The following is a 24,459-nucleotide window of genomic DNA, read 5'->3' as shown; positions in this document are numbered from 1 at the left end:
CTACTCCAGCTCGAGCAGCAGGTCGCCGCCCTCGGCCTGCCGGGTGTCGGGGATGACGAGGCGGGCCACGGTGCCAGCGTTGGGAGTCGTGATCGAGGCCTCCATCTTCATGGCCTCGATCGTCGCGACGGTCTGGCCGGCCTCCACGGTGTCACCCTCGGCAACGGTCGCGTGCACGACGCCTGCGAACGGCACTGCAACATGCTGGGGATTGGCGGTGTCGGCCTTCTCGGACGAGGCGACCTTGGAGTCGACCGACTGGTCACGGACCTCGGTCGGTCGGAGCTGGCCGTTGATCGTGCCCAGCACGTTGCGCATGCCACGCTCGTCGGCATCACCGATGGCCTCGACGCCGAACAGCAGGAGGTTGCCCTCCGAGACCTCGACCTCGGTCTCATCACCACCGCGCAGACCGTAGAGGAACGCGGCGGTCGGCACCGACGACAGATCGCCATATTCGACGTACGACTTGTCGAACTCCTCGGTCGGGCCGGGGAACAGCAGCCGGTTGAGCGTGTGGCGGCGGTCTTCGACCAACCCGGACCGGTCGTCGTCGGTCAGCTCGGTGACCTTCGGTGTGGTGTTGCGTCCCTCGAGCGCCTTGGTGCGGAACGGCTCTGGCCAGCCACCGGGCGGATCGCCGAGCTCACCGGACAAGAAGCCGATGACCGATTCGGGGATGTCGAACGACGCAGGGTCGTCCGCGAACTCCGCGGGGTCGGCACCGACGGCCACCAGGTGCAGCGCCAGGTCACCGACGACCTTGGACGACGGCGTCACCTTGACGACGTTGCCGAGGATGTCGTTGGCCGCTGCATACATGTCCTCGATCTGCTCGAACTTCTCGCCGAGGCCGAGCGCGATGGCCTGCTGGCGCAGGTTGGACAGCTGCCCGCCGGGGATCTCATGCCGATAGACGCGACCGGTCGGCGCCGGCAGCCCCGACTCGAACGGGGCATAGAGGCGGCGCGTCGCCTCCCAGTAGGGCTCGAGCGCATTGACGGCTTCGATGTCCAGCCCCGTGACGCGGTCGGAGTGATTGGTCGCGGCGACGAGCGCCGACATCGGCGGCTGGGACGTCGTGCCGGCCAGCGCTGCTGCGGCTGCGTCGACCGCGTCGACCCCGGCCTCGATCGCAGCCACCAGGGTCGCGAGCTGTCCCCCGGGTGTGTCGTGGGTATGGAGGTGCACCGGGAGGTCGAACCGCTCACGCAACGCCAGCACCAGGGTGCGGGCGGCCGGAGCGCGGAGCAGACCGGCCATGTCCTTGATCGCCAGCACATGCGCGCCCGAGTCGACGATCCGGTCGGCGAGCCGGAGGTAGTAGTCGAGGGTGTAAAGGCTCTCGTCGGGGTCGGACAGGTCGCCGGTGTAGCACAGCGCGACCTCGGCGACGGCGGTTCCGGTCGCGCGCACGGCCTCGATCGCCGGGCGCATCTGGTCGACATCGTTGAGGGCGTCGAAGATGCGGAAGATGTCGATGCCGGTCGCTGCCGCCTCGTGCACGAAGGCGTCGGTGACCTCGGTCGGGTAGGGCGTGTATCCGACGGTGTTGCGGCCGCGCAGCAGCATCTGGAGGCAGATGTTGGGCGCCGCCTCCCGCATCGCGGCGAGCCGGTCCCACGGATCCTCCTTGAGGAACCGCAGAGCCACGTCATAGGTCGCGCCGCCCCACGCCTCGATGCTCAACAGCTGCGGAGTCGTCCGCGCGACATAGGGCGCGACCGTCACGAGGTCGCGGGTGCGCACGCGAGTGGCGAGCAGCGACTGGTGGGCATCGCGGAATGTCGTGTCGGTGACCCCCACGGTGTCGCGCTCCCGCAGAGCCGCGGCAAATCCCTCGGGGCCGAGCTCGACCAGCAGCTGCCGCGATCCGTCCGGCGGCGCCACTGAGAGGTCGACGTCCGGCAGCTTGGTGCGGGGGTCGATCAGTGTCGGTGCCGACCCGTGCGGCTTGTTGACTGTCACGTCCGCCAGCCACGACAGGATCTTGCCGGCCGGATCGGAGGCGCCGGACGCCTCGAGCAGGGCCGGGTGCTCCTCGATGAACGTCGTCGTGACCCGGCCGGAGCGGAAGTCGGGGTTGGCGAGCAGGCCCTTGAGAAACGGGATGTTGGTCGACACCCCGCCGACCTGGAACTCCCCCAGGGCGCGCTCTGCGCGGGTCACGGCCGCGTCGAAGTCACGACCGCGGCAGGTCAGCTTGGACAGCATCGAGTCGAAATGGGCCCCGATCTCGGCTCCGGTGTAGGTCGTGCCGCCGTCGAGGCGTACGCCTGGGCCTCCCGGCGACCGGTAGGACGTGATCGTCCCGGTGTCGGGACGGAATCCGTTGGACGGATCCTCTGTCGTGATGCGGCACTGCAGCGCGAAGCCTCGCGCCTTGATGTTCTCCTGCACGTCGAGGTCGAGATCGGCGAGCGTTGCGCCGGCAGCGATCTGCATCTGGGCCTGGACGAGGTCGACGTTGGTGACCTCCTCGGTGACGGTGTGCTCGACCTGGATCCGGGGGTTCATCTCGATGAAGACGTAGCGGCCGTCGGCACCCAGGAGGAACTCGACGGTGCCCGCGCACGAATAGTCGATCGACTCGGCGAACGCGACCGCGTCGGCGCACATGGCCTTGCGGATGTCGCGGTCGAGGTTGGGCGCCGGTGCGATCTCGACAACCTTCTGGTGGCGGCGCTGCACCGAGCAGTCCCGCTCCCGCAGGTGGACGACATTGCCGCGTTGGTCGGCAAGAATCTGCACCTCGATGTGGCGGGCGTCGACGACCGCCTCCTCGATGAAGCAGGTGGGGTCGCCGAAGGCGCCGTCAGCCTCACGCATCGCGGCCTCGATCGACTCGCGCAGCCGGTCCGGGTCGTCCACCCGCCTCATGCCCCGGCCGCCACCGCCGGCGACGGCCTTGACGAACAGCGGATAGGTCAGCACATCGGACGCCCCGACGAGCACGTCGACATCGGCGGAGGGCTCGACGGACTTGAGCGTCGGCACGCCGGCCGCCTTGGCCGCAGCGATCGCGCTGGCCTTGTTGCCGGTCAGCTCGAGGACCTCTTTGGGCGGACCGATGAAGGTGATCCCGACCCGCTCGCACGCCTCGGCAAGGTCTGGATTCTCCGACAGGAACCCATAGCCGGGGTAGATCGCGTCGGCTCCGCACTGCACCGCGGCCTCGACGATCGCCTCAGGGTCCAGGTAGGCGCGGACCGGGTGACCTCGCTCCCCGATCTCGTATGCCTCGTCAGCCCGGACGCGGTGCTCAGACCCACGATCCTCGTAGGGGAACACCGCCACCGTGGCCACCCCGAGCTCGTGGGCGGCGCGAATCGCCCTGATGGCGATCTCACCTCGGTTGGCGACGAGAATCTTCTGGAACAACGGGATCATCCTTGCTCGGCGGAAGCGACGCCTCAACCTATCGCCCGCTGGTTTCGGGGACATTGCGAGGGGTTCCTCATGTTTGTGGCGACAGGTCAGACCAGCAGGCGAAGCCGCCAGGCCGACCGGCGGACGGTCAGCTTCTGCCCCCAGGAAAGCGACAACGCATCCTGCTCGATCCCGTCTCCGAAACAGATCAGCCGGTCGGACTCGACCGAGACGACCAACGACTCACTGTCCGCGATGACCCCCTCGGTGTATGCCGTGCCGGTCGCTGGCGACGGCCACGCCTCCCGCACGAACCACACAAGTTCCGTCGCCGTCGGCACCGGGAGCGGCAGCTCACTCCGCCGTTCCTGCCAGCTCGACCGCAGCCAGCCGGTTGCGCCGGTGCCGGTGCCGGCGAGGATCCCGGATGAGGAGTGCCGCTCCTGCCGGTCCCCCGTCCGCAGGACGTATCGGGATGACTGGTGGGTCGGGTGCCCGATGAAGACCTCGTTGAGGGCGCGCAGCTCCTGGCCATCATCGGTCACCGCCTCCACCATCGTGCGCTCCTCGATGCGCGCAGCACCCGCGACGCAGGCGACCATCGCCCGTCCCGCCCCAGAGGGCGCGTGTGGGACGAGGATCCCGGGATTCCACTGCGGCTCCGGGTTGACCCCGACGACGGGTTGTCCGGCGAGGTACTTCGCCACGTTGGCCACCAGCCCGTCCTGGCCGACGGCGACGATGACGTCCTCGGGGCCGAACACGAACCGGTCGAGCTCGGCCCGCTCGACCTCGGTCCGGCGCCACTGCGCCGGTATGCCTGCCGAGACACCGGCCATCGCGGAGTCGAGGGCGGCATGCCGATCCTGCACCTCGGCGATGTCCCTTCCGCGTTGCGAAAGGTAGAACTCGGCCTGACCGTGCGTGCCGTGGCGGGCGACCAGGTCGTCGTACTCCGAGCGCCGATGAACCACGACGGCGCGAGGCCGAAGGCTCATTCGGTCACCGTATCTGGCGACTCCTGCCCGTCGGCGAAGCGAGTGAGCAGCTGCCCGAGCACCTCGGGCGCCACGCTGAGATGCGTGATTGGGGGGACGTTGGCAGCCAGCTCTCGCACCGCGAGCGCCAGGAGCTTGTCCTGATCGATTCCGGTATACGCCGCGAACTTCGAGATCTCGGCCGCCGCCTCCGCCTCACCGAGCTCTCGGGTCCGATCCGCGTCCGCCTTGGCCAGCAGTCCCTGCCTCTCGGCCTGCGACGTCGTGGCGATCTTGTCCGCCTCGGCCTGCTCACGGGACCGCTTGCGCTCATTCTGACCGCGCTGGACGACGAGCTCCTCCTCACGACGCGCCAGCTCGATCTGGTTCTGCAGCTCGTTCTCGGCGATCGCCCGCTCGCTCTCGACTGCAGCCGCTCGTCGCTCGAACGTTGCCCGATCGGCCTCCCGCTGCACCAGTTCGCGTGTGGGAGTTTGCAAGGCTCGCTCAAGCTCGGCCTCGGCGCGAATCGCGACGACCCGCACGTCGGTGACCGACAGGCCCCGCTCGAAGAGTCGTTGATCATCAGCGAGCTGCTCAGCGACCCGCTGGCGTACGGGACCGATGCCATGGGACAACGCCTCGGCCAACGGAATCCCGGCGAGATACTCCAGCGCGGGCTGCTGGGCCAGCTCTGTCAGGAGCCCACCGAGTCGTTCGAGCGGCCGGGCGTTCCACTGCCCAGTACGGGGGTTGATGCCAAAGTCGATGCGCGTCGACGCCACCGCCGGATCGGACACTCGGTAGGTCACGGTCGCCTGGACCGACACCATCTGGAAATCCGAAGTACGGGCCTGAAACATCAGCGCCTGCTCGCGATCGTCGAGCGGCACCTCGGCGAGCGCCGCCGTGCTCGGTCGAAACCAGAACGAGACTCCGGCTCCGGAACGCTTGACCCGTCCCGACTTGAGCTGCAGCACAAATGAGGTCGGATCCGACCTCAGGTGGCTGGCGAACGGACGCTTCGAGATGTCTGCCATGCGGTCCTCCGATGGGCGACGGGACTAGACCTTGTAGGAGCGCGACGACAGCAGCATGTCGGCGAACGTGCGATTCTCCTTGTCCCACAGCGGCCACAGGAACCCGAGGTAGCAGGGGAGCGCGTCGAGGATGTGGGCGAGCTGGCGGACGAATGTCATGCCCATCCCGAGGGGCTCGCTCGTGCCGACCCGATAGATCCCGATGCCCAGAACTTTCTTACCAATCGTCTGGCCCTTGGTGCCCTGAAGATAGAGGACGTTGAAGACGAACCAACCGATCAGGAAGGCGAAGTAGAGCAGTGCCCCACCCCCTTGCAGCTGGAACGACGCGCCGCCGTCCGAGGTCTCGCTCGTCCCGAAGAGCGTCGCGGCGAGGAAGAACACCACAATCGTCGGGATCGCATCGATCAACAGGGCGGCGAATCGCGCACCCCAGCTGGCGAATGCGCCACCGGTGCTCTGCGGTGCTGCGGCGGCGTACGGATCAGTCATGCAATCTCCTTGGTTGGGTGTTCGGGAGACAACGTATCTGCTCCCCGCACTCAGACAGGGGAATCGCCGAAACGTCAGCGCCGTTTCTTGTGCCAGATCACGACATGCTGGTCTGCGATCAGCGCCGGGAGGTTCTGCGGCAACCTGGCCTGGGCCAGCTCGGCCTGCAGCTCGGCGACCCGCTCACGCAGGGCGAGCACCTGATTCTCCAGGTCGATGACCCGCTTGACGCCCTCCAGGCCGAGCCCCTCGGCAGTCAGCCGAGCGACCGTGCGCAGCAGCTCGACGTCACGCAACGAGTAGCGGCGCCCGCCGCCACCAGTACGCCCGGGGGCCACCAGGCCCAGCCGGTCATAGGTGCGCAGGGTCTGCGGGTGCAGCCCGGAGAGCTCGGCCGCCACACTGATCACGAAGACCTTGGCTTCCGGCCCAGGGGGGACGAATCCTCCTCCGGCACCCGGGAGGTTCGGTGTCATTTGGTCACCACCTCGAAGAGTCCATCACGTGGCGACGCCGTGCCGCGGAGGTCGCGCAAGGTCTCGAGTGCGGCCCTGGCCTCGTCGGTGAGCTCGACCGGCACCTGCACGTCGACCGTGACCAGGAGGTCACCCCGGCCGCCTGACCTCCGAGCCGCCCCCTTGCCGCTCGCCCGGAATGTTCGTCCGTTGGGCGTGCCGGCAGGGAGCTTGATGCGTACGGGCGGTCCCTCGAGCGTCGGAACCTGGATCTGCGTGCCGAGCGCGACCTCGTCAAACGTCACCGGCACTGTGATCGTGAGATGGTCGCCCCGGCGCCCGAACAGCTGGTGCGGCTCGACGTGCACGACGAGGAACAAGTCACCGGCAGGGCCTCCGGCGTCACCCTTGGCGCCCTTGCCCTTGAGTCGGATGCGTTGCCCGTCCTTGACCCCGGCAGGCACCCCGACGTTGAGCGTACGGCTGGACGGGGCACGACCGGACCCGCGGCAGATGTCGCACGGATGCTCGACCATGAGCCCGCGCCCCCGGCACTGGTCACATGGCTCGGTCATGGCAAACACGCCACCGGCGGCACCGGTCTGCATGCCGCTGCCCTGGCACTTGCCACACACCTTGGGCACGGTGCCGGGCCTGGCGCCGGTGCCATGGCAATGGGTGCAGGCCTCATCGCTGGTCATCCGCAGCGGCAGGGTTGCGCCCTCGACGGCCTGCTCGAAGGTGATCGTCGCCTCGGTCTCGAGGTCGTCGCCCTTGCGGGCCTGCGGCTGACGCTGACGTCCTCGCGCTCGGCCGCCGAACAGTCCACCGAAGAGATCGCTGACATCGAAGTCGGGCTGGCCCGGGCCGCCGGGTGGGCGGTAGCCGGGCCCACCACCACGGAACTGGCCGAACAGCGTGCGCTGCTCGTCATATTCCTTGCGTTTGTCCTTGGACGACAAGACCGCGTAGGCCTCGGAGATCTCCTTGAAGCGCTCCTCGGCCGCGTTGTTGCCCGGGTTGGAGTCGGGGTGGTTGTCGCGAGCGAGCTTGCGATAGGACTTCTTGATCTCGTCCTGGGACGCGTCCTTCTTGACTCCGAGGACCTTGTAGAAGTCCTTCGTCGCCCAGTCACTGGCCCCGGGACTCATTCGTCGCTCGACTGGTCCGAAGGCTCGGTTGCCGGCTCAGTGCCGCTCGGAACCGCTGCTGCGGGATCCACCACGCCGACGGTCGCGGGCCGAAGCACCCGATCGCCGACCCGGTAACCGGTACGCATGACGCTGTCGACCGATGTCGTGTCGACCTCGGCGGACTCACCGGCGTGGAACACCGCCTCATGCAGCGACGGGTCGAATGCCTCGCCCTTGATGCCGAACGCCTCGAGCCGGTGCTTGGCCACGGCCTGCTGCAGGGCATCGGCCACGGCCTTGAATCCGCCCTCGAGCTCGCCGTGATCGGCGGCCCGGGAGATGTCGTCGAGCACCGTCAGCAGCGACTGGAGCACGGCGACCTCGCCCTGAGCGCGTACGAGCTCGCGGTCGCGGTCGACGCGTCGCTTGTAGTTGACGTATTCGGCCTGGAGGCGCTGCAGGTCGAGCGTGCGCTCGGCCAGCTGCTCCTCGAGGGTCGGTGGCTCGGGTGCGGCCGGGGCGTCGGCCGGCGGAGTGTCCTCCGCCGGCTCGACCACCTCGTCCTCGGGGACCGACCCGTCAGGGTCGGTCACTTCCCGCCCTCCTTCTTGTCTGCGTCGTCCGCGATGTCCTCGTCGACGATCTCGGCCTCGACGACGTCATCGTCATCGTCCGCCGTGTCCGTCGGCGCTCCCGCCTCACCACCGGCGGCCTGGGCCTCGGCGGCAGCGGCGGCATACATCGCCTCGCCCATCTTGGAGCTGGACTCACCGAGCTTGGTGACCGCAGCCTGCACGGCGTCCGGCGCATCGCCCTTGAGCGCCTCGTTGAGGGCGTCGAGGTCGGCCTGCACCTCGGTCTTGACCTCGTCACCGACCTTGTCGCCGTTCTCCGCGAGGAACTTCTCGGTGGAGTGGGCCAGCGACTCGGCCTGGTTGCGGGTCTCGACCTCTTCGCGGCGCTTGCGGTCATCCTCGGCGTACTGCTCGGCGTCCTTGACCATCTTGTCGATGTCGTCCTTGGACAGCGCCGAGCCGCCGGTGATCGTCATCGACTGCTCCTTGCCGGTGCCACGATCCTTGGCCGAGACGTTGACGATGCCGTTGGCGTCGATGTCGAAGGTGACCTCGATCTGCGGTACCCCGCGCGGGGCGGGGGGCAGCCCGGTGAGCTCGAACGTTGCCAGCAGCTGGTTGCCCGCCGCCATCTCGCGCTCACCCTGGTAGACCTGGATCGCCACGGAGGGCTGGTTGTCGTCGGCCGTCGTGAAGACCTCGGACCGCTTGGTCGGGATCGTCGTGTTGCGCTCGATGAGCTTGGTCATGACGCCGCCCTTGGTCTCGATGCCGAGGCTCAGCGGAGTGACGTCGAGCAGCAGGACATCCTTGACCTCGCCCTTCAGGACGCCGGCCTGGAGGCTGGCGCCGATCGCGACGACCTCGTCGGGGTTGACGCCCTTGTTGGGCTCCTTGCCTCCGGTCAGCTCCTTGACGAGGGCGCTGACGGCGGGCATACGGGTCGAGCCGCCGACCATGACGACATGGTCGATCGCGGTGAGCGGGAGGCCGGCATCCTTGATCACGCTGTTGAACGGCGCTTTGGTGCGCGCCAGCAGGTCCGCGGTGATCTTCTCGAACTCCGAGCGGCTCAGCGTCTCGTCGAGGAACACGGGGTTCTTGTCGGAGTCGACGGTGATGTAGGGCAGGTTGATCGACGTCGAGGACGAGCTGGAGAGCTCGATCTTGGCGCGCTCGGCCGCCTCACGGACACGCGGCATGGCCATCTTGTCCTTCGTCAGGTCAAGACCCGTGGTGCTCTTGAACTTCGTGACGATCCACTCGACGATCTTCTCGTCCCAGTCGTCACCACCGAGGTGGTTGTCGCCGCTGGTCGCCTTGACCTCGATGACGCCGTCACCGATCTCGAGCAGGGACACGTCGAACGTGCCGCCGCCGAGGTCGAACACGAGGATCGTCTGGTCGTCGCCCTTGTCGAGGCCGTATGCGAGTGCGGCCGCAGTGGGCTCGTTGATGATGCGGCTGACGTTGAGGCCGGCGATCTCACCGGCTTCCTTGGTCGCCTGTCGCTGGTGGTCGTTGAAGTAGGCCGGCACGGTGATGACCGCGTCGGTGACCGGCTCACCGAGGTAGGCCTCGGCGTCCCGCTTGAGCTTCTGCAGGATGAAGGCCGAGATCTGCTGGGGGTTGAACGACTTGCCGTCGATGTCGACGGACCAGTCAGTGCCCATGTGACGCTTGACCGAACGGACCGTGCGGTCAACGTTCGTCACGCCCTGACGCTTGGCGACCTCGCCAGCAAGCACCTCGCCGTCCTTGGCGAATGCGACGACCGATGGGGTCGTCCGTGCGCCCTCGGCGTTGGCGATGACGGTGGGCTCGCCACCTTCGAGCACGGCGACAACCGAGTTGGTCGTACCGAGGTCAATTCCGACCGCTCTGGCCATGGTGTTTCCTCCTGCTTGTTGAGTACGTGTGGAGACTTCAAGAATGTGTGTCAACTGACTTGAGCCTAACCCTATCAACTTTGTCCAGCCGCGAAACATTCCGGTCTTCTGTCTTCGATTCGCGATACGTTCGGCGGCATGGATTCGCTCGTACGTCTCACCGTGATCGTCATCGCCCTCGCGGCGGCGACCGCAGCCTGCAAGGGCGGATCCGACGAGCCGGGTGCGTCCCCGACCGATGACACGGTCACGGCGGCCGGCCCGACGACGACGGGGCCGGTGGAGGGCAAGACGATCACCAATGACGAGTTCACCTTCACCGCGCCGCCGGGGTGGGAGGCATCCGAGCAGACGAGGGCCCTGTCGCTTGCCATCGACCTGGGAGATCTCGACGGCTTCAGCGACAACGTCAACGTCGTGCGCGACGACAGCATGGCGGGCCTGGACAGCGATGCGCGAGAAGACGCGATGCTGGCAGTCCTCGATCAGGATGCCGACGCGAGTGATGTCCTGATCGAGGAACGGTTCGACATCGACGGCGAGGAGGCGGTGCACGCCGAGGCGACGTTCGACCTCACCGATTCGCAATATCGCACCGAGCAATATGCCGTCGGGCACGGCGAGGCCGGCTATATCGTGACGGTGTCCTTCAGCGACACGGTGCCGGAGGCGCAGCGCGACTCGGTGAGCGAGGCGATCCTCGCGAGCTGGAAGTGGGCCTCCTGATCGACCTACGGCGCGCACGAGCCGCGATGGGCCTAGTCTGACGGGATGACCGAGAGTCCCGAAGACCGCACTGACGCCCTCGCGCGCACCGCGCACGAGCTCGTCACTGTGACGGCTTCGCGGCAGATCTCCCGTGAGATCGCACACCTGGCCGAGATCGAGGTCGACAGCCACGGCGTCCATGCCGTGTCACCGCCCGAGGGCTATTGCGCGCCGACATCGGGGGTCATCACGACTCACGTGCTCGCACGCTCCCGCGACGTCCCCGAGGCGACCGTGGAGACCCGCGTCGCCGTATGGGTGTCGGACCCCGGGACGGACCCGTCGACGATCCTGCTCACCCGGGCCGACAGTGAGCGTTCCTTGGCACTTGCTGTGGACGACCTCGAGCCCGAGCCGACATCCCATGCGCGCGGTCAGGTCAACGACTTCGTCGCGGTCATCATCGCGCACATGGTCTCGTCCCTCAACGTTGCGATGCAGCGGACATACGGCCGCGAGTCCGACACCGATGTCGCGGAGTACGACCGCAACTAGCCCGCGCGATCTACCGCTCAGTCAGTCAGATCGGCAGCCCGCTGCAGCAGGAGCGACCGCTCCCGCTCGTTGCGGGTCAACGACGCGGCACGGTCGAGCTCCGCGCGCGCCTCATCAGCTCGCCCGAGCTTCGCGAGCAGGTCTCCTCGCACGCTCGGCAGCAGGTGATAGCCCTTCAGCGCGGGTGCGTCCAGGAGCTGGTCCACCAGCGCGAGCCCGGCCGCGGGACCCTCGGACATCGACAGGGCCACGGCCCGGTTGAGCTCCACGACCGCGGATCCGGAGAGGATCGCGAGGGATTGATAGAGCGCAGCGATACGGGCCCAGTCGGTCTCCTCGGCGGTGCGCGCCCGCGCGTGGCAGGCCGCGATGCCGGCCTGCAGAACGTACGGACCCGGGGCTCGGCCGAGCGCCTGGGCGCGCTCGAGGGCAGCAAGTCCGCGATGCACCGAAAGGGCGTCCCAGCGTGAGCGATCCTGATCCAGCAGCAGGACCGGTCTTCCGCCGGCGTCGGTGCGGGCCGCCGCCCGCGATGACTGGATCTCCATCAGGGCGACGAGGCCGTGGACCTCGGGGTCATGTGGCGACAGCGTGGCGAGAATCCGCCCCAGCCGGACGGCCTCGTCGCACAGCGCGGGGCGCAGCCAGTCGTCACCTTCTGTGGCCGAGTAGCCCTCGTTGAACAGCAGGTAGAGGACTCCGAGCACGGCTGACGTGCGCTCGACGCGTTCGTCCTCTGCCGGCTCCTCCATGGGAGCGCCGACCTCGGCCAAGGTCTTCTTGGCGCGGGTGATCCGGGCACCGATCGCAGGCTCCGCCGCCAGGAACGCTCGGGCGATCTCCTTGGTCGTCAGCCCGGCGAGCAGCCGCAAGGTCAGAGTGATCTGGGCATCCGAGGACAGTGCCGGGTGGCAACAGATGAACATCAGCCGCAGCACGTCGTCCTCGACGTGGTCGATCGATGACTCGATGCCGGCCACGATGTCCTCCTTCCGCTGCTCGAGCTCGCCATAGGCCCGGTCCTGACGCTCGCGCCGCCGGAATCCGTCAATGGCACGACGCTTGGCCACGGCCATGAGCCAGGCACCCGGGTTGGTCGGCAGTCCGGTCTCGGGCCACTGCGCGAGAGCCGCCTCAAGGGCGTCCTGGGCAAGATCCTCCGCCAGTGCGACATCGTGGGTGATCCGGACCAGCGCCGCGATGAGGCGGGCAGACTCCAGTCGCCAGATCGCCTCGACCGAGCGGTGGAGGTCGGGATCGGTCATGACACTGATCCAACCACCACCGCCGCACGGCGGCAGGTACTCCTCCGACAAAGGATCCTGGTCAATTGTTTGTGAGACTGCCGGCCACCTGCCGCAGCTCGGTGACCACCTCGAGCCCCGGCCAGTGCTCGGCATGCAGGTCCACGAAACCGCGTGTCCACGCCACGGCATCCTCGGCCGTCGCCGCCTGGATCAGCATGAATCCGCCGACAACCTCCTTGGCCTCCGCGAACGGGCCGTCGGTCATCATGACCTTGCCGCCCCGTGACGCGACCCGGATCGCGGCCGATGTCGGCTTCAAGCCGGCATCGGTGACGACCTTCGCGTGACGCTGGTCGGCCACATGGGCGAACATGGCGTCGATCAGCCCGGCCGGAGGCTCCTCACTGACGTTCTCGTCGACATGGATCAGCACGACGTATCGCATCTCAGGCCTCAGAATCGTCGGGGCCGAAGACCTGCCGGACAACACTCGTGCCCTCGAAGCCGGGCCACGTGTCGAGGTGGATCTGCATGAAGCGGCGGGACCACTCGACCGCCTCCTCGACGGAACGGACCTGGTACATGCCGTAGCCGCCGATGACCTCCTTGGCCTCCGCGAACGGGCCGTCGGTGATCGTCATCGTTCCGCCCGAGACGCGGATGTGCGGGCTGCTCTCGATCGCGGCGAGGCCGCCTTGATCGACGGCCACACCAGCGGCGAAGGCTTCGGCGCCGAAAGCGCCGATGGCCTCGAACAGTTCCGGCGGGGGCCCCACGGCTGGGAGGGATCGGACTCGATGTAGCTGAGGAATCGCATGATGTCTCCTGGTGTCGGTGGCGGCCGGTCCGGGCCAGCCTTTCACCCCTACGTCGACCGGGACAGGCCGATTTCGACACGGCTCATACTTTCTCGCTCCGGAAGCGAAGTTGAACACGTTCAGAACTTCGACTAGGGTCTGGATAGTCAGAGTTGAACACGTTCAAATATCGGAGTCACCATGAGCTGGACCGTCGCCACCTACGTCGCCTACCTTCTCTTCGCCGTGCCGATCACGGTGTGGGTGGCCTCGACGCTGTCCCACAACGGCCGGGTCTTCCTCGCCGATGTCTTTGACAGCAATCGCGAGCTTGCCGATGCGGTCAACACGTTGCTGGTCGTCGACTTCTACCTGCTCAACCTCGGTTTCGTGATCCTCTACCTCCGCGGCGGAGGTGAGGTCGTCGACCTCACGGGGATGTTCGAGACGTTGAGCGTCAAGGTCGGCGTCGTGATGCTGGTCCTCGGCGTCGTCCACTTCGTCAACGTCATGGTGTTCTCCTCGATGCGCCGCCGCGGACGCAACGACGCGCTGCGCAGCCAGCTCGTGCAGCAGGCTCCTGCGCAGCCGCCGTACGCCCAGTACCCGCCGGCGCCCCGGCGCTGAGCGGCCGGTGGCGGCTAGATTGGCGACCGTGACCGAGACACCCTCCCGCTCGACCAAGGCCGAGCAGACCAGGCAGTCGATCATCGATGCGGCGATGCGGCTGTTCCGGTCTGGCGGTTATGACCAGGCCACGATGCGCGCGATTGCCGACGAGGCTGGCGTCTCGGTAGGCAATGCCTACTACTACTTCTCGTCCAAGGAACACCTGATCCAGGCGTACTACGACCAGATCCAGCATGCCCACGCCGACGCCGCTGAGATCCCGCTCGCAGGTGAGACCGACTTCACCGGCCGACTGCGCGGCGTGCTCCTGGCGTGGGTCGACGTCGCCGAGCCCTATCACGAGTTCGCCGGGAAGTTCTTCAAGAATGCCGCCGAGCCGAGCAGCCCGCTCTCCCCGTTCAGCGAGGAGTCCGCGGCGGCCCGGGAGGCGGCGATCCAGCTGCACAGGCGGGTCGTCGACGGGTCCGACCTCAAGCTCGCGAAGGACCTGCGGGCCGAGCTGCCCGAGCTGCTCTGGCTCCTGCAGATGGGGATCGTGCTGTTCTGGGTGCATGACACCAGCCCGGGTCAGCGGCAGACCCGGGATCTGGTCGACCAGTCCGTCCCGATCATCGACCGGATGCTGCGCCTGGCCCGACTGCCGGGCGTGCGCGGAGTCGTCGACGACGTCGTCGGGTTGATCCGGCTGATCAGTCCCTCGTAGGGCTCACGCACGAACCGAGTGCTCGTCACAACCCGGAGCCCCGACGGAGCACCCCTGGCACCTCACCATCTGGCGTACGCACGAGACGTCTCCGCAGTCGACGACGCGATTGGTCGGCTCCTCGCACGAGTCGCAGCTCCCGACGAGCTCGGCGTGATTGGAGAAGTCCATCGTGATGCGGTCGTCGAAGACGTAGAGCGAACCCTCCCAGAGTCCGTCGTCGCCGAATGCCTCACCGTAGGTCGCGATGCCGCCATCGAGCTGATAGACCTCCTGGAAACCACGACTCTTCATCAACGGCGTGAGCACCTCGCAGCGGATCCCGCCGGTGCAATAGGTGACCACAGGCTGGTCCTTGAGGTGGTCATAGGCCCCACTGTCCAAGGCGGCGACGAACTCGCGGGTGGTCTCCACCGGCGGCCGGACCGCTCCGGCGAAATGCCCGATCGTCGACTCGATCTGGTTGCGCCCGTCGAAGAACACGACATCCTTGGCCTCGACCAGGGCGTGCAGGTCGGCGGGGCTCAGATGCGTACCGCCATTGACGACACCACCGGCGTCGACCTCGAGCTCACCTGGGGCGCCGAAGGTCACGAGCTCATCGCGCACCTTGACGCTGAGGCGCGGGAAGTCGGCGGTGCTGCCGTCCTCGAGCGCGCGACCCTCGCTCCACTTGAAGTCGATCTCCTTGAACGCGGCGTAGGCGCGTGTGCCACGGACATACTTCTTGAGGTCGATGACATCGCCACCGAGCGTCGCGTTGATGCCGTCCTTGGAGATGATGATGCGACCGCGCACACCGAGTGAGTCGCAGAGCGTGTGCTGCCAGAGCCGGATCGCCTCGGGGTCGGCCAATGGGGTGAAGACATAGAAGAGCAGGACTTTGGGCGTGGCCACACCCCGATTCTACGGAGGCCTACGCTCATGCAATGACGCAACTCCACGAGCTCGACGCGACCGCGCAGGCAGCGGCCCTTCGTGCGCGGGAGGTGTCGTCGGTCGAGCTCGTGCGGCACCACCTCGATCGCATCGCCGCCCACGACGGGACCCTCGGCGCATTCGTGACGGTGACCGCCGATCAGGCGCTCATGCGCGCGGCGGAGGCTGACGAGCGCATCGCTGGTGGCGCCGCGCCCCCGTATGCCGGGGTGCCGACCGCGTTCAAGGACCTGACATTCACCAAGGACACCCGCACCTCGATGGGTTCTGCCGCGATGCGCGACTTCGTGCCACCCGTCAACGCCTACGTCGTCGACCTCGTGGAACAGGCAGGCTTCATCAGCCTCGGCAAGACCAACGCTCCCGAGTTCGGCCTCTCCTCCTACACCGACAACGACCTGGTCGGCCCGGCCCGCACGCCCTGGGACACGACTCGCAACGCCGGCGGATCGAGCGGTGGCGCGGCTGCGGCCGTGGCGGCGGGCCTGGTCCCCCTCGCACCGGGCAGCGACGGTGGCGGCTCGATCCGCATACCCGCGAGCGCCTGCGGGATCTTTGGCTTCAAACCGAGTCGGGGTCGCGTCAGCGCGGGGCCGCTCGGATCGGACTGGAGCGGTCTCGCTGGAGACGGGCCGCTCACGCGTACGGTTCGCGACGCCGCAGCCCTGCTCGACGCGATGGCCCACCCCGAACCCGGGGACGTACGCCCGCTGCCCGAGCCACCGGTGCCCTACGCCACCTGGGTCGGCCGTGAGCCGCGCCGGCTGAGGATCGCGCGCTGGTCCCGGACCCATCTCGAGGGCATCTCGCCGAGCGGCGAGTCAATCGCCGCGTGGGAGCAGGCAAGCCTCGTCCTCGAGTCCCTGGGTCATGACGTCGTCGATGTCGACAATCCCTTTCCGCAGGAGCTTGAGCCGCAGTTCAACGTCATCTGGTCCAGCGGGATCGCCTCGGCGCCCATCCCTGCCGAGGCTGATGCTGCCCTGCGGCCCAACACCCGATACTGGCGCGATCGCGGACGGCGTGCCACCGCCGTCGACCTCTCCCGGGCGATGCAGTTCCTGGAGCTGACGACGCGCCAGGTCATCACGGACCTACAGCCATACGACGCCTTCCTGACCCCGACCCTGGCCATGCCGCCGCAACCCGTGGAGTGGTTCAACGAGTCGGGGGATCCTGCAGAGGATCATCATCGCGAGCTTCAGTTCACGCCCTACACGGCGCTCTACAACATGAGTGGGCAACCGGCTGCCAGCCTGCCGCTGCACTGGACGGCTGAGGGCCTGCCGGTCGGCGTCATGCTCGCAGGGCTGCCGGGCGAGGACGGGCCGCTGTTCAGCCTGTGCGCCCAGGTCGAGGCGGCCGCTCCCTGGCGTGACCGTCGCCCGCCCGGCTTCGCCTGAACGGATCAGTCGCGCGCGGTCATGACGATCGGGTCGCCCTCGGTGATCGCGATGGTGTGCTCGACGTGGGCGCCGCGCGATCCGTCCGCGCTGCGAATCGTCCAGCCGTCCTCATCCATCCGGATCCCGTCGGTCGTGTGCAGGAACCACGGCTCGATCGCGATGACGAGTCCCGGCTTGAGCGGGAACCCGCGGCCGGCCTTGCCGTCGTTGGGGATGTGCGGATCGCCGTGCATCGTCCGGCCGACGCCGTGGCCGCCGAACTGGGTGTTGACCCTGAGTCCGTGCGAGCGTCCGACCGCACCGATCGCGGCGGAGATGTCGCCGACCTTGTTGCCGGGCCTCGCGATCGCTATCGCGGCGTCCAGCGCCTCCTGGGCATGGGCGATCAGGCGTACGTCCTCCTCGCGCGGAGTACCCACCGCGACAGTCACCGCCGAGTCGCAGACCCAGCCATCGACGGAGACTGCGAAGTCGAGGCTCAGCAGGTCGCCATCGCGCAGCTTGTAGGGATGCGGCAGGCCGTGCAGCACCGCGTCGTTGACCGATGTGCACAGGACCTTGCCGAACGGGCTCGCACCGAACGAGGGGTGGTAGTCGATGTAGCAGGACTCGGCCCCGCGGTCGCGGATCATCCGGTGCGCCAGTGCGTCGAGATCCAGCAGGTCGACGCCGACTTCGGCCGCGTCGGCCAGGGCCGTGAGGACCGAGCCGACGAACTGGCCCGCGGGTCGCATCTCGTCGATCTGGGTGCGTGTCAGGAGCTCGATCATCAGTGCTGACCTTCCGTGCTGATCGGGGCCGGCCGCGAGCCGTAGAGGCCCAGTGCCAGCCCGGCGACGCCGCCGGCGGCGGTGAGTGAGTTGCCGAAGATCTGTCCTGCGGGAGCGCTGAAGGACGATGACGCGGCGAACGCCCCGCCGAGCAGAGCGGCGACGACTGCGGCGTGGTCACGGCCCGTGTGCTGCTTGCGGACGCTCCAGAGCTGGTAGAGAACGCCGGCGCAGACCACCGCACCCACCACGACGACCACGCGACCTGCGCTCGCGACAGATCGTGCGAGCCCGTCACCGATCACGCGGTCGATGCCATAGGCGATCAGCACGATCAGTCCGGCGATCGCCGCTGCCGCGAAGGCGCGACTGCCCCTCATGTGCCCTGCCTGATCTGTCGACTCATCGGCGCCAAGCGTACGCCCGGCGTGGCACACCCTGATTGACTGGTTGCCGTGACGCAGACGTCCTTCGACTACTCCAACCTGAGCGGGCGCCCGACCGGCCCGGTGATCGCCCTCGCCGGGCGATTCCTGCGGGGTGTGCGAGAGGTGCAGTCGCAGGTCGAGCCGTACGCCCACGAGTGGGAGCGTCACAACCGCCTGGCGGTTGCCGCGGCAGGCCCGATGTGGGTCGTGCTCGGGGACTCGATGGCGCAGGGCATCGGTGCCGGTGCGTATGACCGCGGGTGGGCCGGCCAGCTCGCGGGGTCCCTTCCGAATCATCGCCTCGTCAACCTCTCGGTCTCGGGTGGCCGCGTCTCGGACCTGCTCGAGCGACAAATCCCGGCGATGGACTCGCTGGGCGCCCAGCCCGACCTGGTGACCGTCATCGTCGGCAGCAACGACCTCATCAGCCGCCGGATGCGGGTCGGCCTGTCCCAGCGGGTCGAGGAGCTGCTGCGGCGACTGCCTCGTGGCTCGGTCATCGCGACGTTGCCCGAGGGCCGCCCCGGTGCTGACGAGTTCAACCGCCTGCTCGACGAGGCCGCCGGTGCGGGCGACATCGTGGTGGCGGACTTCCGCAACCGCAGCATCGGGAGCTGGAAGGGCAAGCTGGCGCAGGATCGCTTCCACCCCAATGACGCCGGCTATGCAGGCATGGCCGAGACCATGCGCGAGGCGATCACAGGACGGTGAGCAGGGCTACGATCGTGGAATGGCACTACGAATCGCCGTGAACTGGACCGTCCTGTTCGTCATCTTCATGATTCTCGTTGTTGCGCTCGGCGCCCAGCTCGGCCCCGTGGGGATATACGTTGCGTTGATCGTGTTGGTAGCGATCGGCGTTTGGCGGACCCGCAGCATCCACCGCGCTAGATGAGACCAGCGCTCTCAACCGGCGCGACCGGCTGCCTCAAGATCGTGCGGAGCCTCTCGGGGGAGCCCCGGCGGGAGTCGCTGAGGTAGACCTCGTGGTGCTTGCCAGTCATGCGCATACCGTTGTCGGGGATAAGTTGTCGTGCATCCGGGCCAGGACCTCTGCTTCCTCGTCGAATGCCCCGATGTGCAGCGTCTGCACGCATGGACCCTCGGACAGGCCACCACGGGCCCTCCAGCGGCACAACGACATGATCGCGCCCGAGCTCGCGCTTGCTGGCGAACTTCAGCGCGTATGCGACGGGGAAGAGGGTAGCGATGGCGTCAGCGAACTTCCGTGACGTGTTGGGGTCGCCCTGCCCGTCGATCATCAGGTACTGCATCGCAGGCACGTTGAGGATGCGGAACTCGCCACGTCTGGCCTGATACGCGTCGAGACTCTTCTTGAGATCGACCGTGTCGGCGGACTTGCTCATCGCTGGACGCTACCAACCACACGTGGGGCAAGGGGCTCCACGACTCCATTCATTCAGCCGAGCGACCGCCGCCGCGGCCAGTGATCCCCGCTATTGGCGGAGGTGCCCGGCCCGTCGCGCGGAAGGACCGCCGGCGGGTCAGACCGATAGTTGTGTCCGGTGGGGGTCTGCCACACGTTGGCCTTGCCCTCGGTGGTGACAACCCACCCTGGTTGGGACTTGATGGTGTGTGAGCGCTTGCACAGCCCCTGGCCGTTCGCGGCCGTGGTGAGACCTCCGTCGGCAAAGGCGTGGATGTGGTCGTCGTCGCGGATCTGCAGATCGCAACCAGGCTGGCGACACACCCGGTCACGGGCACGGATGTGGCTACGGGACGGAGCAGTGAATCGGCGGCGCCTGAGGTCGCGAACCACCAGAGTGCCGTCGACGGGATCGACCAGCAACCGTCGGATCGTGGGGTCGGGCGCCCGCGCGATGAGGTCATCGGCGATGTCAGGACTGATCGGACCGTAGCCCACCAGGTGGACCGGCTCGCCGTCCTCGCCCAAGAGGGTCTTGGCGTCCATCACGAGTTGCACCTCGACGTCGATGTCATCGGGGCGAACCAGACCCGTGACCCGCTGGACCAGCGTCTGCACCATGATCTGACCCAAGGTGCGCTCGTCTCCGGCGGCCTTGAGGGCACGGGCCCGTGCATCCAGAGCCTGATGGGTCGCGAGGATCTGCTCGGCCGGGCCCCGGACCTGAAGGATCGCCACGCCATCGGTGTCGGGAAACATCGATACCCGCTGATCGGCACGGTTGCGCTCAGCCCGCTCGCGCGCCGCTTCGGCGTCGAGGCGGATGACCATCCGGGCCGTCGCGTGCGAGGCCTGCCTGGCCGTGAGTCCCGGCAGCATCTCCGAGATCTCTCCGTCGAGGACGATCTTGTCATCGCCATGCAGCGACGCCGACTCCGTGACCACCGCGCGGACCACCGCCTCCGGCACGAGTCCGGCGCCGAACAGCGCCGCCACGGCCTGCAGCCGCTCCAGGCTCAACGCCACACCGACTTGCGTGCCAGCAGCACCGGGACCGACGTTGCGGGCCATCGCGACCTCGCCGATCACCGAGACCGTCGGATCGCCACGACCCAGACCCATCACCTCGACCCGCTCCGCATGCAACGCTGAGATCTGCGCCGCCTGCTCAGCTCGAGCCGAGGCAACGACCCGCTCCAGAGCCGTGATCGCATCGATCCGGTTGGCGCCACACTCCTGCGCCGGATCGGCCCCGAAGTCGTGTGCGCGGACGTCGCGCAGCGCGTCCTCGGTGGCGACTTCGGTGAACATACTTCCAACCTAGACGGCACCACTGACACGTCTTTTCGACTGTAATCCCGGCTGTGGACGAGCCGTCCAGACGCAGACCGGTGCATCACCCGACGACTGGTTGAGGTCGCGCTCAGGCTCACCATCAGTACGGTCGAAGGGTGAGCCGGGAGCAACGCGTCAGACTGATTTACCCGCATCAACTGTTCGTGGATCACCTGGACGCGCCGGCCGGCACGGTGTTCGTGCTCGTCGAGGACGACCTGTTCTTTCGGCAGTACCGGTTCCACACGCACAAGCTCGTGCTGCACCGCGCGTCGATGCGCCGCTTCGCCGACCGGCTCCGCGAGGCGTCATTCGACGTCGAGGTGATCGAGACCGACAGCGACTCCACCACCGGTGAGCGACTCGTCGCCCTGCTCCAGCGGCTGCGCCCGACCGAGGTCACGGTCTTCGACGTCGTCGACGACTGGCTCTCGCGCGACATCGACAGGACGGTCAATGACGCCAGCCTGACGTTGCGGCCCGCCGACGTCCTCGAGTCACCCAACTTCCTGACGAGCCGGGCCCAGATCACCGACTGGTTCGGCAGCCACTCCGCGCGGATGCATCACTTCTACTCGTGGCAGCGGCAGCGCCTCGACATCCTCGTCGACGGCGACCAGCCAGTCGGCGGGCGCTGGTCGTACGACACCGAGAACCGCAAGAAGCTGCCGCGCAACCACCCCGTTCCCACCGTGCCCTGGCCCGATCGCGACGCCGCCGTCGAAGACGCCATCAGCTGGGTCGCCGAGAAGTTCCCCGACAACCCCGGGTCTGGCGCGACGTTCCATTGGCCCACGAGCCACGACGAGGCCGACGCAGCATACGCCGCCTTCCTGTCAGAGAGGTTCACCCAGTTCGGCCCCTACGAGGACGCCGTCAGCGCCGAGCACCCGTTCCTGTTCCACTCCGTCATCACGCCGGGTCTCAACATCGGGCTGCTGTCGCCTCACGATGTCGTGGCCCGCGCGCTGGAGGCCGCAGGCGGCGTGGACCTGCAGTCGCTCGAGGGGTTCGTGCGGCAGGTCATCGGGTGGCGGGAGTACATGCGGGCGACCTACGTGCTGTTCGGCCGGCGTATGCGATCGGACAACCGCCTTCGCCACACCCGGCCGCTCGACCCGGGGTGGTGGACCGCCAAGACGGGGCTGCCGCCGGTGGACCTGGTGATCGGGCGCGTGCTCGAGCGCGGTTGGAGCCACCACATCGAGCGGCTCATGGTCGTCGGCAACGCGATGTGCCTCCTCCGCACCGATCCGGAGGAGGTCTACGAGTGGTTCATGGAGATGTACGTCGACGCCTACGACTGGGTCATGGTGCCCAACGTCTACGCCATGAGCCAGTTCGCGGCAGGCGAGGCGATCACGACCAAGCCGTACGTCTCGGGCAGCAACTATCTGCGCAAGATGTCGGACCTGCCGGGCGGTGACTGGACCGACGACTGGGACGGGCTCTACTGGACGTTCGTCCGCGACCACCGGGAGGTGTTCGAGGGCAACCACCGGTCCAGGATGATGACGCGGATGTACGACGGGCTGACGCCCGACAAGAAGGCCGCCCACACCCGAGCCGCGTCGCGCTGGCTGACCTGACGCGTCACTCCAGGCTGGAACGGAAGCGCTGCATGCCGGTGATCCAATGATCGGTGTCGGCGGCCTTGTGGGCATACATCGCGCCGACCTCGGGGTGCGGCAGGGCGAGAAATGAACCCGACTCGACCGCTGCCAGCAGCACATCGGCGACGTCGAGCGGATCGAGCGTCTGACCCGCGCTGACGACCGACTTCATGCCGAGCCTGGCATCGCCGTCCGCGCTCGTCTCGCCCGCGACCAGCATGTCGGTGCGCACACCCATGGGGCACAGGCAACAGACCTGCAGGCCACGGTCGCCATATGTCGCGGCCAGCCACTCGGCGAAGCCGACCACGGCGTGCTTGGTCGTCGAGTATGTCGGAGAGCCCAGCTGGGTCAACAGGCCCGCGGCCGAGGCGGTGCTCACAAAGCACCCACCGCGACCACCGGAACCGGCACGCTCGATCCAACCCGGCACCAGTGCACGGGCGGCGACCACATGAGCCTTGACGTTGACATCCCAGGAGAGGGCCCAGTCGTCGTCCGTCGCCTCGAGCCCGAATCCCCTGAAGACGCCCGCATTGGCGACGAACATGTCCACCTCGCCGGCCGCCGTGATCAGCGCCCCGACATGCTCGGCATCCGACGCGTCGCCGGCGACATGCGAGATCCGACCGGGGTGATCGCCGTCCAACCGCGCGGCCGTCGCGGCCAATCGATCGGCATCGAGGTCACCGATGACGACCGATGCGCCCCGCTCGAGCAGTCGTTGCGCGATGGCCTCACCGATGCCGCTGGCCGCGCCGGTGACGATGGCGGTGGCGCCGGAGACATCCATCGTCAGCGGTGCTTCTTGAGCTCGGCCCGGGCCAGCGAGTTCTTGTGCACCTCATCCGGCCCGTCCGCGAACCGCAGCGTGCGAATCCCCGCGAACCACTCGGCAAGCGGGAAGTCCTGGCTCAGGCCGCCGGCGCCGTGCACCTGGATCGCCTTGTCGAGGATCCACTCGACGGTCTGCGGGGTCGCGATCTTGATCGCCTGGATCTCGGTGTGGGCGCCCCGGTTGCCGGCGGTGTCCATCAGCCACGCGGTCTTGAGGACCAGCAGGCGAAGCTGCTCGATCCGAACGCGGGACTCGGCGATCCAGTCACGCACGACGCCCTGGTCGGCGATCGGCTTGCCGAACGCGACCCGGTCGAGGGCGCGTCGACTCATCATCTCGACGGCTCGCTCGGCGATGCCCAGCGAGCGCATGCAGTGATGTATGCGTCCCGGTCCGAGCCGGGCCTGCGCGATCGCGAATCCCTCTCCCTCGGCGCCGATCAGGTTGCCGGCCGGCACGCGTGCGTCGTTGAACGAGATCTCGGCATGGCCGCCGTGGTCGCGGTCGTTGTAGCCGAATACGTGCATGCCGCGCTCGATGTCGAAACCCGGGGTGTCGCGCTCGACCAGGATCATCGACTGCTGGCGATGCCGCTCAGCGGCCGGGTCGGTCTTGCCCATCACGATGAAGATCTTCGCGTTGGGGTTCATCGCGCCGGTGATCCACCACTTGCGACCGTTGATGACATAGTCGTCGCCGTCCTTGACGATCGACGTCTCGATGTTGGTGGCGTCCGACGATGCGACCCTGGGCTCGGTCATCGCGAACGACGACCGGATCTCTCCCGCGAGCAACGGTTCGAGCCACTGTGCCTTCTGCTCCGGGGTGCCGAACATGTGCAGCACCTCCATGTTCCCGGTGTCAGGTGCCGCGCAGTTGACCGCAGCCGGAGCGAGCTGGATGCTGCGACCCGTGATCTCCGCGAGCGGGGCGTACTGCAGGTTGGTGAGCCCTGCACCCTCGTCACCGGGGAGGAAGAAGTTCCAGAGGCCACGCTTCCTGGCCTCGGCCTTGAGCTCCTCGAGGACCGCCGGCGGCGCCCAGGTGTCCTCCTTGATCGCGGCCTGCATCTGCTGGTGCGCAGTGGACTCGGCCGGATAGACGACCTCGTCCATGAAGGACTCCATCTGTCCGATCAGGTCCTGGGTCTTGGAGTCGTAGGCGAAATCCATC

The 24,459-nt window shown here is 67.7% G+C and carries 26 protein-coding genes; 8 read left to right on the top strand and 18 right to left on the bottom strand.

The features are described 5' to 3' along the window. The 8 genes from WKF39_RS09600 to dnaK all read right to left on the bottom strand — a co-directional run bounded on the left by WKF39_RS09600 (position 1) and on the right by dnaK (position 9,930). A complete protein-coding gene (locus WKF39_RS09600; RefSeq protein WP_340387755.1) occupies positions 1–3,381 on the bottom strand; it encodes a pyruvate carboxylase in 3,381 nt (1,126 codons plus the stop codon). Between the two features lie 95 nt (positions 3,382–3,476). Then, on the bottom strand, positions 3,477–4,367 hold the full coding sequence (locus WKF39_RS09595) for a hypothetical protein (RefSeq protein ID WP_340387753.1): 891 nt from the start codon (positions 4,365–4,367) through the stop codon (positions 3,477–3,479). Continuing rightward, the gene (locus tag WKF39_RS09590) at positions 4,364–5,386 is read right to left on the bottom strand and encodes an SPFH domain-containing protein (protein ID WP_340387751.1); all 1,023 of its coding nucleotides are present in this window, start codon (positions 5,384–5,386) and stop codon (positions 4,364–4,366) included. Before WKF39_RS09590 ends, WKF39_RS09595 begins: the two co-directional genes overlap by 4 nt. Before the next feature lie 24 nt (positions 5,387–5,410). Further along, a complete protein-coding gene (locus tag WKF39_RS09585) occupies positions 5,411–5,878 on the bottom strand; it encodes an RDD family protein (RefSeq protein ID WP_340387749.1) in 468 nt (155 codons plus the stop codon). A gap of 74 nt (positions 5,879–5,952) precedes the next feature. Next, complete coding sequence (locus WKF39_RS09580) at positions 5,953–6,354, bottom strand: MerR family transcriptional regulator (protein ID WP_340387747.1); 402 nt, start codon at positions 6,352–6,354, stop codon at positions 5,953–5,955. Further along, a complete protein-coding gene (gene dnaJ, locus WKF39_RS09575; RefSeq protein ID WP_340387746.1) occupies positions 6,351–7,484 on the bottom strand; it encodes a molecular chaperone DnaJ in 1,134 nt (377 codons plus the stop codon). Before dnaJ ends, WKF39_RS09580 begins: the two co-directional genes overlap by 4 nt. Beyond that, entirely contained in the window at positions 7,481–8,059 is a 579-nt protein-coding gene (grpE, locus tag WKF39_RS09570) for a nucleotide exchange factor GrpE (protein WP_340387744.1), read from the bottom strand. Before grpE ends, dnaJ begins: the two co-directional genes overlap by 4 nt. Continuing rightward, positions 8,056–9,930, bottom strand: coding sequence for a molecular chaperone DnaK (gene dnaK, locus WKF39_RS09565; RefSeq protein ID WP_340387742.1), 1,875 nt, complete (start codon positions 9,928–9,930; stop codon positions 8,056–8,058). The genes grpE and dnaK overlap by 4 nt, the downstream gene beginning before the upstream one ends. A 138-nt stretch (positions 9,931–10,068) precedes the next feature. On the opposite strand from dnaK, the gene WKF39_RS09560 reads away from it, so the two are divergent. Together WKF39_RS09560 and WKF39_RS09555 are read left to right on the top strand one after the other, a co-directional pair. Next, positions 10,069–10,656, top strand: a complete 588-nt coding sequence (locus WKF39_RS09560) for a hypothetical protein (RefSeq protein ID WP_340387740.1) — start codon at positions 10,069–10,071, stop codon at positions 10,654–10,656. 45 nt (positions 10,657–10,701) lie between these two features. Next, entirely contained in the window at positions 10,702–11,193 is a 492-nt protein-coding gene (locus WKF39_RS09555; RefSeq protein ID WP_340387738.1) for a hypothetical protein, read from the top strand. A gap of 17 nt (positions 11,194–11,210) precedes the next feature. Here WKF39_RS09555 and WKF39_RS09550 read toward each other — a convergent pair whose 3' ends face one another. The 3 genes from WKF39_RS09550 to WKF39_RS09540 all read right to left on the bottom strand — a co-directional run bounded on the left by WKF39_RS09550 (position 11,211) and on the right by WKF39_RS09540 (position 13,216). Next, a complete protein-coding gene (locus WKF39_RS09550) occupies positions 11,211–12,458 on the bottom strand; it encodes an RNA polymerase sigma factor (RefSeq protein WP_340387736.1) in 1,248 nt (415 codons plus the stop codon). Positions 12,459–12,519: 61 nt separating this feature from the next. Beyond that, positions 12,520–12,885, bottom strand: a complete 366-nt coding sequence (locus WKF39_RS09545; protein ID WP_340387734.1) for a YciI family protein — start codon at positions 12,883–12,885, stop codon at positions 12,520–12,522. A gap of 1 nt (position 12,886) precedes the next feature. Then, on the bottom strand, positions 12,887–13,216 hold the full coding sequence (locus WKF39_RS09540) for a YciI family protein (RefSeq protein WP_340387732.1): 330 nt from the start codon (positions 13,214–13,216) through the stop codon (positions 12,887–12,889). A 222-nt stretch (positions 13,217–13,438) separates the two neighbouring features. On the opposite strand from WKF39_RS09540, the gene WKF39_RS09535 reads away from it, so the two are divergent. Together WKF39_RS09535 and WKF39_RS09530 are read left to right on the top strand one after the other, a co-directional pair. Then, entirely contained in the window at positions 13,439–13,864 is a 426-nt protein-coding gene (locus WKF39_RS09535) for a hypothetical protein (protein ID WP_340387730.1), read from the top strand. 28 nt (positions 13,865–13,892) lie between these two features. Next, positions 13,893–14,570, top strand: a complete 678-nt coding sequence (locus tag WKF39_RS09530) for a TetR family transcriptional regulator (protein WP_340387728.1) — start codon at positions 13,893–13,895, stop codon at positions 14,568–14,570. 3 nt (positions 14,571–14,573) lie between these two features. On the opposite strand, the gene WKF39_RS09525 is transcribed toward WKF39_RS09530, so the two are convergent. Then, the gene (locus WKF39_RS09525) at positions 14,574–15,467 is read right to left on the bottom strand and encodes a rhodanese-related sulfurtransferase (protein WP_340387727.1); all 894 of its coding nucleotides are present in this window, start codon (positions 15,465–15,467) and stop codon (positions 14,574–14,576) included. Between the two features lie 32 nt (positions 15,468–15,499). Between WKF39_RS09525 and WKF39_RS09520 the strand changes: the two genes are divergently transcribed. Continuing rightward, positions 15,500–16,912 carry an amidase gene (locus tag WKF39_RS09520; RefSeq protein ID WP_340387725.1) on the top strand — a complete coding sequence of 471 codons (1,413 nt, stop codon included), beginning with the start codon at positions 15,500–15,502 and terminating at the stop codon, positions 16,910–16,912. A gap of 5 nt (positions 16,913–16,917) precedes the next feature. Here the strand turns inward: WKF39_RS09520 and map are convergent, their stop codons facing one another. Together map and WKF39_RS09510 are read right to left on the bottom strand one after the other, a co-directional pair. Continuing rightward, positions 16,918–17,685: a type I methionyl aminopeptidase gene (map, locus tag WKF39_RS09515; protein ID WP_340387723.1), complete on the bottom strand. Its 768-nt coding sequence runs from the start codon at positions 17,683–17,685 to the stop codon at positions 16,918–16,920. Continuing rightward, positions 17,685–18,065, bottom strand: coding sequence for a hypothetical protein (locus WKF39_RS09510; RefSeq protein ID WP_340387721.1), 381 nt, complete (start codon positions 18,063–18,065; stop codon positions 17,685–17,687). Before WKF39_RS09510 ends, map begins: the two co-directional genes overlap by 1 nt. Positions 18,066–18,140: 75 nt before the next feature. Here WKF39_RS09510 and WKF39_RS09505 point away from each other — a divergent pair, with 75 nt between their 5' ends. Both WKF39_RS09505 and WKF39_RS09500 read left to right on the top strand, forming a co-directional pair. After that, complete coding sequence (locus WKF39_RS09505; RefSeq protein ID WP_340387719.1) at positions 18,141–18,824, top strand: SGNH/GDSL hydrolase family protein; 684 nt, start codon at positions 18,141–18,143, stop codon at positions 18,822–18,824. 19 nt (positions 18,825–18,843) lie between these two features. Beyond that, positions 18,844–19,008: a hypothetical protein gene (locus WKF39_RS09500; protein ID WP_340387717.1), complete on the top strand. Its 165-nt coding sequence runs from the start codon at positions 18,844–18,846 to the stop codon at positions 19,006–19,008. On the opposite strand, the gene WKF39_RS09495 is transcribed toward WKF39_RS09500, so the two are convergent. After that, positions 19,001–19,480, bottom strand: a complete 480-nt coding sequence (locus WKF39_RS09495) for a hypothetical protein (RefSeq protein WP_340387715.1) — start codon at positions 19,478–19,480, stop codon at positions 19,001–19,003. The genes WKF39_RS09500 and WKF39_RS09495 overlap by 8 nt on opposite strands. A 53-nt stretch (positions 19,481–19,533) precedes the next feature. After that, on the bottom strand, positions 19,534–20,811 hold the full coding sequence (locus WKF39_RS09490) for an HNH endonuclease (protein WP_340387713.1): 1,278 nt from the start codon (positions 20,809–20,811) through the stop codon (positions 19,534–19,536). Between the two features lie 140 nt (positions 20,812–20,951). Between WKF39_RS09490 and WKF39_RS09485 the strand changes: the two genes are divergently transcribed. After that, positions 20,952–22,424 (top strand): cryptochrome/photolyase family protein, encoded by a 1,473-nt coding sequence (locus WKF39_RS09485; protein ID WP_340387711.1) that lies wholly within the window; start codon positions 20,952–20,954, stop codon positions 22,422–22,424. Positions 22,425–22,428: 4 nt separating this feature from the next. Here WKF39_RS09485 and WKF39_RS09480 read toward each other — a convergent pair whose 3' ends face one another. After that, positions 22,429–23,241, bottom strand: coding sequence for an SDR family oxidoreductase (locus WKF39_RS09480; RefSeq protein ID WP_340387709.1), 813 nt, complete (start codon positions 23,239–23,241; stop codon positions 22,429–22,431). A gap of 2 nt (positions 23,242–23,243) precedes the next feature. Continuing rightward, on the bottom strand, positions 23,244–24,458 hold the full coding sequence (locus tag WKF39_RS09475) for an acyl-CoA dehydrogenase family protein (protein WP_340387707.1): 1,215 nt from the start codon (positions 24,456–24,458) through the stop codon (positions 23,244–23,246). Between the last annotated feature and the right edge of the window lies 1 nt (position 24,459).

The sequence above is a fragment of the Aeromicrobium sp. genome, from assembly GCF_037719875.1.
GTDB lineage: Bacteria > Actinomycetota > Actinomycetes > Propionibacteriales > Nocardioidaceae > Aeromicrobium.
The sequence above is the reverse complement of the archived record's forward strand: the minus strand, read 5'-3'. Positions and strand labels throughout refer to the sequence as shown.

Coding starts and splice junctions, on each gene's coding strand:
- WKF39_RS09595 (WP_340387753.1), bottom strand. CDS start 4,367: ATGAGCCTTCGGCCTCGCGCCGTCGTGGTTCATCGGCGCTCGGAGTAC.
- WKF39_RS09590 (WP_340387751.1), bottom strand. CDS start 5,386: ATGGCAGACATCTCGAAGCGTCCGTTCGCCAGCCACCTGAGGTCGGAT.
- WKF39_RS09585 (WP_340387749.1), bottom strand. CDS start 5,878: ATGACTGATCCGTACGCCGCCGCAGCACCGCAGAGCACCGGTGGCGCA.
- WKF39_RS09580 (WP_340387747.1), bottom strand. CDS start 6,354: ATGACACCGAACCTCCCGGGTGCCGGAGGAGGATTCGTCCCCCCTGGG.
- dnaJ (WP_340387746.1), bottom strand. CDS start 7,484: ATGAGTCCCGGGGCCAGTGACTGGGCGACGAAGGACTTCTACAAGGTC.
- dnaK (WP_340387742.1), bottom strand. CDS start 9,930: ATGGCCAGAGCGGTCGGAATTGACCTCGGTACGACCAACTCGGTTGTC.
- WKF39_RS09560 (WP_340387740.1), top strand. CDS start 10,069: ATGGATTCGCTCGTACGTCTCACCGTGATCGTCATCGCCCTCGCGGCG.
- WKF39_RS09555 (WP_340387738.1), top strand. CDS start 10,702: ATGACCGAGAGTCCCGAAGACCGCACTGACGCCCTCGCGCGCACCGCG.
- WKF39_RS09550 (WP_340387736.1), bottom strand. CDS start 12,458: ATGACCGATCCCGACCTCCACCGCTCGGTCGAGGCGATCTGGCGACTG.
- WKF39_RS09545 (WP_340387734.1), bottom strand. CDS start 12,885: ATGCGATACGTCGTGCTGATCCATGTCGACGAGAACGTCAGTGAGGAG.
- WKF39_RS09535 (WP_340387730.1), top strand. CDS start 13,439: ATGAGCTGGACCGTCGCCACCTACGTCGCCTACCTTCTCTTCGCCGTG.
- WKF39_RS09520 (WP_340387725.1), top strand. CDS start 15,500: ATGACGCAACTCCACGAGCTCGACGCGACCGCGCAGGCAGCGGCCCTT.
- map (WP_340387723.1), bottom strand. CDS start 17,685: ATGATCGAGCTCCTGACACGCACCCAGATCGACGAGATGCGACCCGCG.
- WKF39_RS09510 (WP_340387721.1), bottom strand. CDS start 18,065: ATGAGGGGCAGTCGCGCCTTCGCGGCAGCGGCGATCGCCGGACTGATC.
- WKF39_RS09500 (WP_340387717.1), top strand. CDS start 18,844: ATGGCACTACGAATCGCCGTGAACTGGACCGTCCTGTTCGTCATCTTC.
- WKF39_RS09495 (WP_340387715.1), bottom strand. CDS start 19,480: ATGAGCAAGTCCGCCGACACGGTCGATCTCAAGAAGAGTCTCGACGCG.
- WKF39_RS09490 (WP_340387713.1), bottom strand. CDS start 20,811: ATGTTCACCGAAGTCGCCACCGAGGACGCGCTGCGCGACGTCCGCGCA.
- WKF39_RS09480 (WP_340387709.1), bottom strand. CDS start 23,241: ATGGATGTCTCCGGCGCCACCGCCATCGTCACCGGCGCGGCCAGCGGC.
- WKF39_RS09475 (WP_340387707.1), bottom strand. CDS start 24,458: ATGGATTTCGCCTACGACTCCAAGACCCAGGACCTGATCGGACAGATG.